Here is a 12872-nt window from a genome sequence, read left to right as displayed (position 1 = left end):
TCCCCAAACAGTATTTTTGACAACAAATTGCACTCCTAACGTGATATTGGTATTACAGAGACTCAATCTCTATTTATCAGTTAACAAGCATTATGGGTTTTGCAGACCTATCGATCGCAGAGATAGCAGCCGACTACAGCATTCCTGTAGAAAAAGTGTTTTCTTTGTGCAACCAACTGGGAATCGCCTATAAACACCAAAAGACCCGTTTGGCGTTAGAAGATGCAAAGGCAATCATTTCCCAAATATCGTTTGAAACACACCCAAAAGGTACTAAAAACTTAGTGGGTGATAACGAGGTCATCTGAAGGGTGATCTTGGGCTTTAGCTAATCATTGATAGCTAATGACAAAAAACAATCAGTCATTAGCAATTAGCAGCTTGGAGATTGAGAATCGCTTTCTTAGCTGTGTTGAGCGTCAAAATTTTTAAGGGGAAACATGTTTAGAAGACTAATTGGCGTTGTTGTGGCCACTGTTTTACTCTCGTTTCAGTTGCTTGTCGGTAGCGCGACAGCAGTGGAACTAGACAAAGCTACCCGATCAGTGCCATTAAATACTCAAGGTGAAACCACTGTACTTAGCCTTAAACAAGTCAAAGAAGGCAAACGCTTATTTAATTACGCTTGCGCCCAATGTCATGCTGGGGGAGTTACCAAGACAAACCAGAACGTGGGACTTACTCCAGACGATCTGGCACTGGCAACACCCAACCGTAACAACGTTGAAGGCTTGGTGGATTACCTGAAAAATCCCACTACTTACGACGGAGAAGAAGAGATTTCCGAAATCCACCCCAGTATCAAGAGTGCAGATATTTTCACAGCAATGCGAAATCTGACAGATGAGGACTTGGAAGCGATCGCCGGTCATATTCTCATCCAACCCAAAATCGTTGGCACTAAGTGGGGAGGCGGAAAAATCTATTACTAAATCCTGGAACTAAGTCACTGGGAATAGGGAATAGGGCATTGGGCATTGGGCATTGGGCATTGGGCATTAGCAAAGAATCCATTCCCCATTCCCCATTCCCCATTCCCCATTCCCCATTCCCCACTCCCCACTGATTAGCTTTTTGGAATAAATTGCTCCCTATTTATTAAAAAAAAATTGTATCTATGACAGATTGTCATATTTGGTGTTGATTTTATTTAAAATGAGAAAGGAAAAAAAATTGTTTGTTAGGGAAGATCCATGAAATTGATTTCGGCAAGCTTGCGACGCTTTAGTTTAGCTGTGTTGACAATCCTTTTAGTTGTTAGCAGCTTTGCGGTTTTTACTCCCAGCGCTTCTGCTGAAACCTACCAGGTGAAATTGGGTAGCGATAAAGGACTGCTAGCATTTGAACCGAAAAAGTTGACAATTAAACCAGGTGACACAATTGAATGGGTAAACAATAAAGTTCCTCCCCACAACGTTGTGTTTGATGCTGCCAAAAACCCCGATAAGGATGCCGCTTTAGCAAAATCTCTGTCCCATAAGCAGTTGCTGATGAGTGCTGGTAAAAAGGAAACAACCACTTTCCCCGCAGACGCACCTGCTGGTGACTACACTTTCTACTGCGAACCTCACCGTGGTGCTGGTATGGTTGGTACAATAACTGTCCAGGGCTAGAAACGTCCTTTTGGACACAAGCTGATTTCTCTGTGAAATTACCTCATAGCAACACGCCACCCTCCTAGAGTGACGCACACAATGGATAAATGGCGGTAACGAGTACTATCCTGCCTTAAAACGCTAAAAAATCTGTAGCGATTGAGGGATAACTCGTTACCGCCAATTTTGATCAAATTTGACTTAATCAGTGATTAATCGCGTTTATACTCTTGCTGGGGGCTTGTTGCGAGGAAATTCTCTTGAGAATACTTTTATTAATTTTAATGTTAGCGATCGCTCTATTCAAATTGACATTCATTAGTCCAGCACTAGCTGCCGAAACATCCAACTGGGCTAAAATTTTTGAGGCTAACTGCGCTTCTTGCCATATAGGTGGCGGCAATATCCTGATTAGCCAGAAAACTTTAAAAAAGGAAGCACTGTCAAAGTACCTAGAAAATTATAATAGCGACTCAATTGAGGCGATTATCCACCAAGTGCAAAATGGCAAAAATGCCATGCCTGCCTTTAAAGCTAAGTTAACTGCTGAAGAGATTCTGGAGGTAGCCGCTTACGTTTTTCAGAATGCAGAAGAAGGCTGGTAAAGTAGCATCGAATATACACCACTCTTAGAGGATGTTTGAAAAGTAATTTGTTGTGATTTTGGACACTTGTTGATCCCCCCTAACCCCCCTTAAAAAGGGGGGAACTGGAATCAAAGTCCCCCTTAAAAAGGGGGATTTAGGGGGATCTAGAACGTTTTGATACTCACAAGAGGACTTTTCAAACATCCTCTAAGAGGATGTTTGAAAGCTCCTAGACAAATTTTCCTTAGTCCGTGGAGGCAGACTAAGGAAAGTTTGAAACCCACGGAGGTGAGTTTTATTTGTACAAACGTGGTTTCTAACCGCCCTTTTAGCTGGTTTTAATCCAAAATCACCACCGAGTAATTATTTTTCTGGATTAGACTTTTTTCTATTTTCCTTCACTTCGCGTAACCGTTCTACTAATTTTTGATCCGATTCAGTAGAGGGTGTAGCCTGGATTTGATTGACTATCGGTAGCACTAAAGGTTCCGAAGTATTAGCTGCTGATGAAGGCGCAGGCTGATTATTTATGACTCGCAATTCAGATAACGGTTTAGGAGTAGCTATCGGTGACAACTCAGATTGATTGCCATTGACTCCGGGTGTAGCTAATGGTTTAAGAATACCTGTCGATGAAGGCGTAGACTTGTTATTTCTGATTCGCAGTTCAGGAAATGGTTTAGAAGTAGCTGCTGGTGAAGGGGTAAGCTGATTGTTATTGATTATCGGTGTAGATAATTGAGTCGCCCCAGTGGTGCTGCTAGTGCTGTTTTGGAAAAGCAGGTTAAATGGATAGGAACTAATCTGTTTACTTCCCTTAGGGGATTGCTTATTGAAGTATTCCCTTGCTTTTGATCGCAATTCCGGGGAAACTAGCTTGTCTTGAAACTTGATATCTAAGACCTTACCATCCGGATCTACCACCAACATACCTAAAACAGCGCCTTCAAGATTCGGTTTATTCGTGGGTAATGTTTGGCGAATGACTGGTTTTTGTTCAGCGTTGGGGTATTCTTGCTGAACTTCTTTTCTCAGGTTTGCGTAGGAATCTAGCTGTGCAATTGCCAACTCAGTTCCTTTTCGAGATAAATTGGGTGCTTGTGACGTGGTTCCTCTAATTAAGGTTAAGCTATCCCCAACCCTGGGAGCTTGTTTTAAAGAAGTTATGAGCTGGTTTCGAGTCATGTTTGACGCATTATTAGTCGGTTGCGTCATTTGTGGAGTGGTATTTATCTGTGCTGGTGTAATAGGGTTAGTGTTAGAGAATTTCTGAGATTGGGCATTTTGCAGAAGATCACTAGGTATTTGCTGCGACTGCAATATTGGCAATCTATTCACATTTAACGGCTTAGATGCCTCGTATTTGGTGGTATCAATGACATTTACACGAGGAACTGATTGAGAGAATTTGGGGCTGCTATTGAATTTAGAATTATCAAATTTAGAGGCATCAAATCCCAAGTTATTACTAGGAATCATCCGCAAAGACTGTCTTGTAGGCAATGAGGAGACTCGATAGTTATTCGAGGATGGGGGTAGCGGAGGCAATACTATCTGACTGCCGGATGGCGGTGCTGCCAATGGAGGCAATCCAGCTTGGGCGCTAAAATTAGGGGTAGAAAGTGGCGCTATTGGAGGAAGTTGTTGTAAACCAATTTGGGGAGTACTTTGTGGCAAACGGCTTTGATCGGCTTGGCTCAATTCCAAAAGCCCGACGCTTTTTGATGATGCTGTATCTTTGGGTTTGCTAGAATCCATAGGCATCAATGGCACAATCATCGCGATCGCACCGTGGATGCCAAGAGAAGCTATAGCCGCTATCCCAATTGGCTGGCTTAAGAGGTCTGGTATATTTTTAAACAGGGAGACGTAAGACATAGTTTTTATCGTTCACTCGGCTCAGTTGCAGTTGACTAGCGATTTTCTCTTTTCGACTATATTGCAAAATATCGCAATATATGCGTCCCTCTAAGGAAATAATAATTTCCTCTCATGGCAATGAAAAGGCATAAATTGCCATTTTTTCAGGTTTGTAATTGTTTAATGATGCTGGTTCATATCTTCAAATTTGAGCTTACTAAAGAGATTTTTGAAAAATTACTACTTTTGATTTCTTATTCTTATGACGCACACAATTAAAATTAATATCTGGGATATTTATTAAAGTTTAAATGAAGGTACAAGGCTGAGTACATCTAAACATCTGCTGAAATTGCCTTTTTTTTTCTACTTTTTTCCAGTCAACTAAGCTTCTGTAACAGATGGCACGCAAGCTTTGTCTAAGAGTAGTCCCTATGTGAAAATACTACCACATCAGCAGCCCCGAAAACTGTTGCAAATTGTACAATTTTATTGACATTTTCTTTCTCAACCCCACCAAAGCTATTTCGATTTTTCTAAAAGTAATAAAAGAGCGCTATAGGGTAAAGGCTTCAAAATTAAGTGGAATGCTCACCCCATGCGAGTCAACTTTGACATTCACAAAGTGGCAGGGTTTGTCGCCGCAGTGTTTCTGGTCTTCACGTTTTTCACAGGTTTCTGCTGGAATCTTGGCGAGTTCACGTATCCGCTCATCTATGCTGCGACGTTTAGCCAAGATCAGGCGGCTGATCCCGTTTCTAAACCGATTTCCGGTTTGGCTCCGTTAAAACTGGTAGAGCAAATGAAAACGGCTCAGGCAATGTTACCCGAAGCATCTCTCCAAAGCATCGATTTCCCAGCAAAGCCGGAAAATGCCTTGAGGTTTCGCTTTAAACTACCCCAGGAAAAGTTTGAGTCCGGCAATAGCAACGTGTATCTTGACCAATACAGTGGTCAGGTTTTGCGGGTTAATAATGCGCTAAAGTCCTCCTTGGGCGATCGCATTCTCAATTCCTTCACTCCCCTGCACTACGGTACATTTGGTGGTTTATCCACCCGTATTCTCTACGTGTTTGTTGGCTTTTCACCCTTGATTTTATTTATCACTGGCTTTGTCATGTATCGACATCGCTACCAGGAAAAACTCTCCGCCACAATTAGGTAATAGAGCTATCAAAGAACCGTCAAACTTAATTGACTGGAAAAAGCACTACTTCCCAGGCTTCAGGCTGGGAAGTAGGCGACACAAGACTTTAGGCTGATCCTAGTGCTATTCATATCCGATTTAAAAACTTTATTTTTAATTTAAAAATTGCAACATTTATTAATATTTCTTAGCTAAAATTGTAATAAGAATAAATATTTACTTAAGAACAGGAGGGGTGAGCTATGCAAAGCACCCAGTTCGATAGGATTGCGCGACGAATTTCAACGATATTATCAGTCGTGATTTTGACTTTGTGCTTGATTTATTTTTCTACAGGAGTTTTGCTTGCTTTTTACTATGAGCCGACAGCAGGCGGTGCTTATAACTCCTTAAAAATGATTAATACACAAGTGCCTTATGGCTGGTTGTTTTGGAGAGCGCATAATATTGCTGGTAACGGCGTAATTGCGATCGCTCTGATGCAAATTGTGGTGATGTTTTTGGGCCGCCAATTCCGCAATAGTTGGCTGACTGCTTGGGTTAGCGGGATTTTGTTGACCTTAAGTGCGATCGGGCTGGATTGGACAGCGATGATCTTAGATTGGACTCAAGTAGGATACTGGCGTTTTAACATTGAATTAGGAACAATCGAAGCCATTCCTTTTATAGGTGGACAGCTGCGCGAAATCCTAACTGGGGGTGGAGCGATTAACACAGTCACTGTCGAACACCTTTACACAATACATAGTTATCTGATTGCGGTGGCGACGCTAATTCTGGCCATCGTGCATTTATCTGCTTTACTGTGGCAGGAATGGGAAATGTATCAAGAAGGGCCAAAACCAGAAGTTGATAATTTGCCACAACTATCAGAAGCTAAATTTATTCCTTCCCAAAGCTAATCAAAGAGTGTTGAGTTAGGAGTTACAGCGTATTGCAGGTAAATGAAGTACACGGGTAGGGGCACAACATGTTGTGTCCCGACGATGATCTGTACCTCACGCCTGTTGCAATCTGCTGTATATTCTTCCTCATGCCCCTCATCCCCCAGGAACTTCGCTAGCGGAAAGTTGAGATAATTGCGCTAGGGATAGGTCTTCAACCTCTGGTAACTTTTCTAGAGACAGGGGAGTGGATTGGGTAACACCAGATAAACGTTTTGAAAGGCTAGGTCTGGGGTCATGCAATAGGTAAATAATGCGATCGCCAATTTCCCAATCTTGGTTAACTGGTATTACCTGTAAGCGTTCTTCTCGTTCTACCAATAGCGGTATCAATACCCCAGTCCGAATCTTTTCTTGGATGCGATCGCACTGAGTCGAAAATTCCAACTCATTGAGCGTCGTTGTCCCTAGCTTGACACGCCCATCATTTAAATATTCATTCCAAGTTTTAATCGCTAAGTCTGGGATAAAAGCTTGATTAACTTTATTACTAACCGAAATACTTGCTTGTGGGTCGCGGGGGAAAACAGCTAAAACACGCGGTGGCTTAAACTCCTCGGCTGCTCGTTGAGCCAAAACAAAATTCACCTCACCATTACTTGTCATCGCCAAAAAAGTCCCCATTGAGGCAAGTCCTGCCTCTTCCAAAACAGCAGCATCCAGCCCACTGCTAGCAATCACTCGCAGATTTTGCGCCTCAGCTTGCACAAGACATTCGGGGTCAGTATCAATCATCACCACATTTTCTCCCCGTTCTTGAAAGAACCGGGCAATCAAAAGACTCAATGGATTACAACCCACAATCACTACCCCAGTTACATCCTTAGAAGTGATTTGCAGCCATTTAGCAACCCAGCCAGCTGTTAGCCCTTGGCAGACAACAGTCATAATAATTGTCAGGAAGACTAAAGCTTTAATGGAATCACCGCCGTTAATGCCACGCTGGGTAAGGGAAATTGCAAAAAATGAAGCTACAGAGGCAGCAACAATTCCTCTCGGAGCAACCCAGCTTAAAAATAGCTTCTGTCGCCAATTTAGATCGCTGTTCCAGGTACACAACAGGATATTAATCGGGCGAACGACAAACATTAATACCAAAACAGTGAATAAACCACCCCAACCCAAAGCAAACACACTGGCAATGGATAAATCGGCAGCTAATAAGATAAATAGCACCGAGACGCTGAGAATCGTCAGTTGACCCTTAAAACTCCTTAACAGCCGTTCTTCTGGGACTGAGGAGTTAGCAAAGACTGCTCCGGCAACAACTGTTGTCATGACTCCCGATTCACTGCGGATTATTTGCGATAAGGCAAACAAACCCCAAAGTATCGCCAACACCACTAAGTTTTTTAGCTCGAATGAGAGAAAACTGGCGCGTTTGAAAATCAAGCTCATCAGATAACCGCCAGCACCACCAATTGCCGCACCAACACCCAGACGCATCAGTAAACCGGCGATCGCATTAATTGGATCGGCATCGCCGTTTAAAATGGTATCGAGGACAACGAAGGCGAGGATCGCTCCTACAGGGTCAATTAAAACCCCTTCACCTTCCAAAAGTGTTGCTACTTGCCGATCTACATTGATTTGTTTCAGCAAAGGGCCAACGACGGTTGGCCCTGTCACCACAATAATGGAAGCATATAGAAAAGCTATATTCCAAGGAAATTCACCCAACCAATGGGCAGCCATACTCCCACCAAGGAGTGTGATTAGCGTTCCTTGAGTGACGAGCAATTGTAAGCTGACTGAAACTCTGCCTAACTCTCGCAGATCCAAATTCAGTCCGCCTTCAAACAAAATTATTGCCGTTGCTAGGGCGACAATAACTTCTAATCCAGTGCCTAGTACATGGGGATGCAACAGCCCTATGCCATCAGAGCCAAACAATATGCCTAACAGCAATAGCAAGACGATGCTGGGTATGCGAAAGTATGCAGCCAGCACTTGAGCGCTAATACCTGCAAAAACCGCGATCGCCATCTGTAAAGTAATTTCAAAAGATGCTTCCATGTTGGAGATTTTGAGCGATTTATTTCAAAATCTTTGCTAAAAAATCGTCGATATTAACTCTACAGGGTACAACATCATACCCTTTTGTCCCTTGCAGAATGTACCGCTTTTTCTATCTGAGATGATCTCGAAGTTCTCAGCGCTGGACGCTGATGCACCCTGTGGCTTCCCACAGGAGCTTCGACAAAATTCTTTTTGTGTCTCCATCTCTTTGTATCCATTTCAAGCTTTTGCTTCCACCCAGTTTAGCTGTCACAAACTTTTTTTCGCAAAACCTGTTGACAACAACCAGAAAATTGGTTAACTTATAAAAGGTCTGAGTCCGATGCCCCCATCGTCTAGAGGCCTAGGACACCTCCCTTTCACGGAGGTAACGGGGATTCGAATTCCCCTGGGGGTACTAAAAAAATAGAAGCGTGTCTTTCTATAAGTTCATAAAAACGCTCATCTGGGAATAATCCTGGATGAGCGTTTAGTTATACATACGATTCTTTGTTGGCTAACTCTTCTACACGTTGGTGAATAGCCACAAGATTTAACCGTAGGTCTTTACTCAGCCGATTTTCGATGATTCCCACTGGCATCGTGAGTTTGGGCCAAACTTGAATTGTGTAGCAAAGATTTGTTCCTACATACTCACCAAGGGAATAAGGCTCTAAGCACCAGCTACCAGAAAAGCCTTTGAAATCTCCCTCTACCATCCGAAAATTAATTTCTTTGGGGAAGCATTCTTCCAAATCCAGAACCACCCGCGCCGAAAAGTTGAAATTCAGTAAGCGCTGTGAGCCTACTTGCTCCAGTCTAATTCCACCATTCGGATGCTCAATTAGACGACTCTTAGCGAGGTTGGGGAGAAAATCAGGTAAGGCTTCATAATCTGTCAGAACCTTCCAAATTTGTTCCACTGGTTGGGGAATGTGGACTTTGGCGCTGATTTGTCGCTGTCGCTCTGCTATTTTCTGAATTTGAACTTCTACTTTAGCTGTCAAAGCGACTATATCAGCAGTTAAATCCTCTTCGAGGTTGGTGTCATCACTAGGAGACTGGAAATCAGGGTTCTCTATCGCGTTCTGTTCTTTAGTCACGTTCAGAATTATAGTTTGCTTTCGTCAGAAAATTGGGGCAGAGTCAGGGTAAAGCAAATTTCGCTCTGTTCAGAATCCGAGATGGGAAGACTCTCAACTGCGATCGCTCCATTCAAATGCTGCACTAAAGACTTGACTAGAGCAAGTCCCAAGCCAGTCCCTGGAGTCCAGCGCCCTTTGCCGCGACGGAACTTGTCAAAGATGTAGGTTGCTTCTTCTTCGGAGATGGCATGTCCTGTATTCGTCACCTTTATGATAGCTTGATCGATTTGTTGTTCGACTCGGTGAACGGCTTCTAAATGGACAGTGGTATCATGCTGCGAATATTTACAGGCATTAGTCAACAACTCTTGCAGGATGCGGTCAAAACTCTCCAGTTCAGTTTGCAGTTTTAGCGATTCCTCTGGTAAATCTACAGAAATTTTTAATCCCTTCTCTGCGAGTTTATTCTCAAAAGTCACTATCGTATCCTGAATTCTATTATTTAAATCTATAGATTCTAATTGTGGAGCTTCGTGAGGTGACTCTAGTTTCTGGAGTGTCAACAAGTCATTAATCAAGTTGATTTCCTTTGTGCATTCCTGCTCTAGGATATCCATGTATCTAATTTGACGCTCTGGTGTGATTCCTGGCAAACGTAAGTTCCGAATGGACAGCAGCATATTTGTCAAGGGGTAGCGCAAGCGATCGCTCATGTTGCTCAAAAATTCATCTTTAAGTTCATTGAGTTTCCGCAGCTGCTCAACATACTGCCGTGTTTTTTCTTGCATTTTTCTCTGGAGTTCCAGACTGCTCTGAAGTTTCGCCGTCCGCTCATCTACCAAAGTTTGTACTTGGCGCAATGTCTGTGACTGAATTATGGCGTTACTGACTTGAGCGCACACCATTTCTACAAGTTCTAATTCTGCTGTTTGCCAAGTGCGAGTAGTAGCTTGCTGTAGCACTAAAAATCCTAAGATTTTACCTTGACTTTCTAAAGGCACTAATAAGACCGCAGACAATTGCTCTATTGCAAATAATGGAGCAGCTGCCGAGGTATCATTTTGCTCTGTATAGTCATCGAAAATGACTGCTTTTCCAGAATTCATGAAGGGACGCTGGCATAAACTACACTCCGAAACCAAGAAAGACTGATGTTCTAAGGTATCTAGTTTAGTAGTGCGGGAAATTTGTATTGTCTTAGGCCATTCACCAACCACTCTCGCTTTCGCTTTCGGAACTTGTTTTTTACCTTGAGTCCTAAATAGTGGATCAGTATATTTTAGTAGTATAAGTAAACCTCGATCTGCCTGTAGAGATTCGGCAGTAGAGGCAATAACTAACTGGAGCATTTGATTAAGCTCCAAGTTGCTGCGATTTAGCAATGTTAATTGCTTGATCAAGCTTTGATACTGATTGCCTTTTTGGAGATACTGTTGTTGATGAGTAATTAGTTTAGCTTGTGCCACTTGAGAAAAAGCGATCGCACAAGCAGATTCCACTTCTTTGAGCAATTGTTTTTCTGATTCACTCCAATCATAAGGTTGGAATTTAATCAGACTAATCACCCCATTATTATTGCCACCCAACCTCGTGGGAATTGCCAAAACAGCTTTTATGGGTAGCGGTAAATACTGACAGCCAATTACCAGACTCTTCTGAACGATCGAAATGTCTTCAATAGTCAATGGTTCAGCAGCACATTGCAGCACTGGCGAGTGCATAAGCAATTGCTCCATCGAAAACATCTCTTCTGGATGTGGCAACCCTAGATACTCATCAGCACACCAATTAATAGTAGTTGCTTCATCGGATGTATCACCCGTGACTGAAACCAAACAGCAACAATCCACTTGAAAGGCGGCTCCTAGCAATTGGGCAATATCTTCCAACATCAATGCCGTGGCTGAAGTATTGGCGATGATTTGGTTAATCTTTTGTACCAACTGGGGGGCAGTTTCTTCCTGATGCTGCATCAGCTTGACTTGGTAAGTTTGTAGTCGATCTATGTCATCTACGTATTGTGGCGGCAACCGTAAAGGCTTTTTCATTCTTGGCACGCCCTCGGATAATAAACCCATTGTTTTTGCACCCAACCCCTTGGCATATTCTTCACCGTTAGTTGTGCTGCGACACCTTAATAATTGGCAAATCTTATATGAATACTTTCTCTCACCTGTTATAGCCCTTTTCTCTGGCAGATGGCCAAACTGCGGCTATCTAAAGCAAATTGCTACATAAGTAGTGAGATACTTAGGATATTCTAAAATGACCCAGCCTGATTATTTTTAGCTGCTTTATCTTCTTTATATTGAGATAATTAACTAACTTTGACTCAGAATATCCTGTCTGTAAGTATACATAAACCGTAATTTCTCTGGAATCTCAGGAACCCCTCCAGTTATAACCGTAAAAACACTGGATCTATTTTAAGATTCTTGTAAAATTTTGTTTTTATTTTAGTTCTTTAACTAGCTACCCTTTGCTCTGTGTTGCTTTCAATCAAATATAACTAAGCCAGAGCGTCAAACCAATTTTGGATTTGGAACTTTCCTGCGGAACGCTAGGCGAATGGCTACGTTCAGCCGAAGGATTTGGGATCGAAAGAGACTACTGTCTTAGATCGAGGCGGAGGATCAACCAAAAATCTAAAATTCGTATCTCCTTAGAATTTCCTTTTATAAGCTACAAATCTTAACAATAAGTTTTGCTCATTGGAGAAAATAAAGCTAAATTTTGAGTGCAATCCAATTATTCAGTAATAAGACTTACGTACTGAAAACCTGAGACTTCCTTTGCGTAGACGCACGCACTACCCCCTAACAAACGCCAATTGCTCCACTTGGGTATCCCTAAGTGGAGCAATTGGCTTCCCTTAAACAAGGGGTATTTGAAAAGCCCCCTTTTTGAGGGGGTTGGAGGATCTTTTGTGCGTAGTAAATAGAATAACTAGGTTGCACTGCCTGAATATTAAGACTATCCAGGCAAACTCTCGACACTCAGAGGAACCATATCGCCATTCCTCGTTAGTCCTAACAACATCGGTTCTTGGGGTTGAATTAATTGACCTGTGAGTACACAGCGTTCTTCTTGCTGGGCTGTGGCAGCTATGCTAGCTCGAATGTCTGATCGCGAAAACCGAGGCTTCCATTCACCGGATTTTTGCTGGACATAATTCCAAAGAATATCTCGAATCAGGGCTTGATATCCTTGATTCCCAGCAATTTCTTTGAGCTTATCTTTGAGTTCGCGCTCTAGACGGATGCTGGTAACTTCCATATCGGTGGTTGGGGTGCGAGCGATCGTATGCATCACTATTTCTCCTTAAAAGTATAGACAGGATAGTAATACAAGTGTAGTATGTTTAAAGGAATCTTCAATAGGTGAAATTTTCTGTGAAATCTATTTACCCCATCTCTACTTTAATTTTGTGCGCCACCAATTGCCGAGGCAGTTGGGAATCAGCTGCTATGGGAGTGGAGTATTTATTTATGGGCGATGGTAGCCAAAATTATGGGCAAATCACAGAGGGTAATTATGATTTCAGACATCTCAGCATAAGTGGGTTGATTGCAAAACCACAACTAGATGAAGAAAGCGGGGGGTACAGGCAAAGGAATACTGTACCGATATGAGACCAGAAAATTTTCCGGTCAATT

12 protein-coding genes and 1 tRNA gene are annotated in these 12872 nt (G+C 42.5%); 8 read left to right on the top strand and 5 right to left on the bottom strand.

What is annotated here, in order from left to right; translation table 11 throughout:
- The first annotated feature begins 92 nt into the window (after positions 1 to 92).
- The 4 genes from V7K38_RS16960 to petJ all read left to right on the top strand — a co-directional run bounded on the left by V7K38_RS16960 (position 93) and on the right by petJ (position 2200).
- On the top strand, positions 93 to 308 hold the full coding sequence (locus tag V7K38_RS16960; protein ID WP_334859470.1) for a hypothetical protein: 216 nt from the start codon (positions 93 to 95) through the stop codon (positions 306 to 308).
- A 132-nt stretch (positions 309 to 440) separates the two neighbouring features.
- Complete coding sequence (gene psbV / locus V7K38_RS16955) at positions 441 to 932, top strand: photosystem II cytochrome c-550 (protein WP_334859468.1); 492 nt, start codon at positions 441 to 443, stop codon at positions 930 to 932.
- A 261-nt stretch (positions 933 to 1193) separates the two neighbouring features.
- Entirely contained in the window at positions 1194 to 1613 is a 420-nt protein-coding gene (gene petE, locus V7K38_RS16950) for a plastocyanin (RefSeq protein ID WP_334859466.1), read from the top strand.
- A 242-nt stretch (positions 1614 to 1855) separates the two neighbouring features.
- Positions 1856 to 2200, top strand: a complete 345-nt coding sequence (petJ, locus tag V7K38_RS16945; RefSeq protein WP_334859464.1) for a cytochrome c6 PetJ — start codon at positions 1856 to 1858, stop codon at positions 2198 to 2200.
- Between the two features lie 345 nt (positions 2201 to 2545).
- Here the strand turns inward: petJ and V7K38_RS16940 are convergent, their stop codons facing one another.
- On the bottom strand, positions 2546 to 4060 hold the full coding sequence (locus V7K38_RS16940; protein WP_334859463.1) for a hypothetical protein: 1515 nt from the start codon (positions 4058 to 4060) through the stop codon (positions 2546 to 2548).
- A 559-nt stretch (positions 4061 to 4619) separates the two neighbouring features.
- Here V7K38_RS16940 and V7K38_RS16935 point away from each other — a divergent pair.
- Together V7K38_RS16935 and V7K38_RS16930 are read left to right on the top strand one after the other, a co-directional pair.
- Entirely contained in the window at positions 4620 to 5207 is a 588-nt protein-coding gene (locus V7K38_RS16935; RefSeq protein ID WP_334859513.1) for a PepSY-associated TM helix domain-containing protein, read from the top strand.
- Between the two features lie 224 nt (positions 5208 to 5431).
- Positions 5432 to 6091 (top strand): cytochrome b N-terminal domain-containing protein, encoded by a 660-nt coding sequence (locus V7K38_RS16930; protein WP_334859461.1) that lies wholly within the window; start codon positions 5432 to 5434, stop codon positions 6089 to 6091.
- Between the two features lie 138 nt (positions 6092 to 6229).
- Here the strand turns inward: V7K38_RS16930 and V7K38_RS16925 are convergent, their stop codons facing one another.
- Positions 6230 to 8149, bottom strand: a complete 1920-nt coding sequence (locus tag V7K38_RS16925; protein WP_334859459.1) for a cation:proton antiporter — start codon at positions 8147 to 8149, stop codon at positions 6230 to 6232.
- A gap of 327 nt (positions 8150 to 8476) precedes the next feature.
- Between V7K38_RS16925 and V7K38_RS16920 the strand changes: the two genes are divergently transcribed.
- Positions 8477 to 8549 (top strand) — tRNA-Glu (locus V7K38_RS16920).
- Positions 8550 to 8625: 76 nt separating this feature from the next.
- Here V7K38_RS16920 and V7K38_RS16915 read toward each other — a convergent pair.
- The 3 genes from V7K38_RS16915 to V7K38_RS16905 all read right to left on the bottom strand — a co-directional run bounded on the left by V7K38_RS16915 (position 8626) and on the right by V7K38_RS16905 (position 12525).
- Positions 8626 to 9234: an SRPBCC family protein gene (locus V7K38_RS16915; RefSeq protein ID WP_334859457.1), complete on the bottom strand. Its 609-nt coding sequence runs from the start codon at positions 9232 to 9234 to the stop codon at positions 8626 to 8628.
- Between the two features lie 8 nt (positions 9235 to 9242).
- On the bottom strand, positions 9243 to 11264 hold the full coding sequence (locus tag V7K38_RS16910) for a sensor histidine kinase (RefSeq protein ID WP_334859456.1): 2022 nt from the start codon (positions 11262 to 11264) through the stop codon (positions 9243 to 9245).
- Between the two features lie 925 nt (positions 11265 to 12189).
- The gene (locus V7K38_RS16905; RefSeq protein WP_334859455.1) at positions 12190 to 12525 is read right to left on the bottom strand and encodes a hypothetical protein; all 336 of its coding nucleotides are present in this window, start codon (positions 12523 to 12525) and stop codon (positions 12190 to 12192) included.
- Between the two features lie 71 nt (positions 12526 to 12596).
- Here V7K38_RS16905 and V7K38_RS16900 point away from each other — a divergent pair, with 71 nt between their 5' ends.
- Positions 12597 to 12848 (top strand): hypothetical protein, encoded by a 252-nt coding sequence (locus V7K38_RS16900; protein WP_334859454.1) that lies wholly within the window; start codon positions 12597 to 12599, stop codon positions 12846 to 12848.
- Positions 12849 to 12872 lie beyond the last annotated feature (24 nt).

This window comes from Nostoc sp. (genome assembly GCF_036917465.1).
In the GTDB taxonomy this organism is placed as follows: domain Bacteria; phylum Cyanobacteriota; class Cyanobacteriia; order Cyanobacteriales; family Nostocaceae; genus Nostoc.
Note: the sequence above shows the minus strand (reverse complement) of the source record. Positions and strands in the feature narration are given on the sequence as shown.

Bases quoted from the DNA above. Each gene is read 5' to 3' on its own strand.
- V7K38_RS16960 (WP_334859470.1), top strand. From the start codon at position 93: ATGGGTTTTGCAGACCTATCGATCGCAGAGATAGCAGCCGACTACAGC.
- psbV (WP_334859468.1), top strand. From the start codon at position 441: ATGTTTAGAAGACTAATTGGCGTTGTTGTGGCCACTGTTTTACTCTCG.
- petE (WP_334859466.1), top strand. From the start codon at position 1,194: ATGAAATTGATTTCGGCAAGCTTGCGACGCTTTAGTTTAGCTGTGTTG.
- V7K38_RS16940 (WP_334859463.1), bottom strand. From the start codon at position 4,060: ATGTCTTACGTCTCCCTGTTTAAAAATATACCAGACCTCTTAAGCCAG.
- V7K38_RS16930 (WP_334859461.1), top strand. From the start codon at position 5,432: ATGCAAAGCACCCAGTTCGATAGGATTGCGCGACGAATTTCAACGATA.
- V7K38_RS16925 (WP_334859459.1), bottom strand. From the start codon at position 8,149: ATGGAAGCATCTTTTGAAATTACTTTACAGATGGCGATCGCGGTTTTT.
- V7K38_RS16910 (WP_334859456.1), bottom strand. From the start codon at position 11,264: ATGAAAAAGCCTTTACGGTTGCCGCCACAATACGTAGATGACATAGAT.
- V7K38_RS16905 (WP_334859455.1), bottom strand. From the start codon at position 12,525: ATGCATACGATCGCTCGCACCCCAACCACCGATATGGAAGTTACCAGC.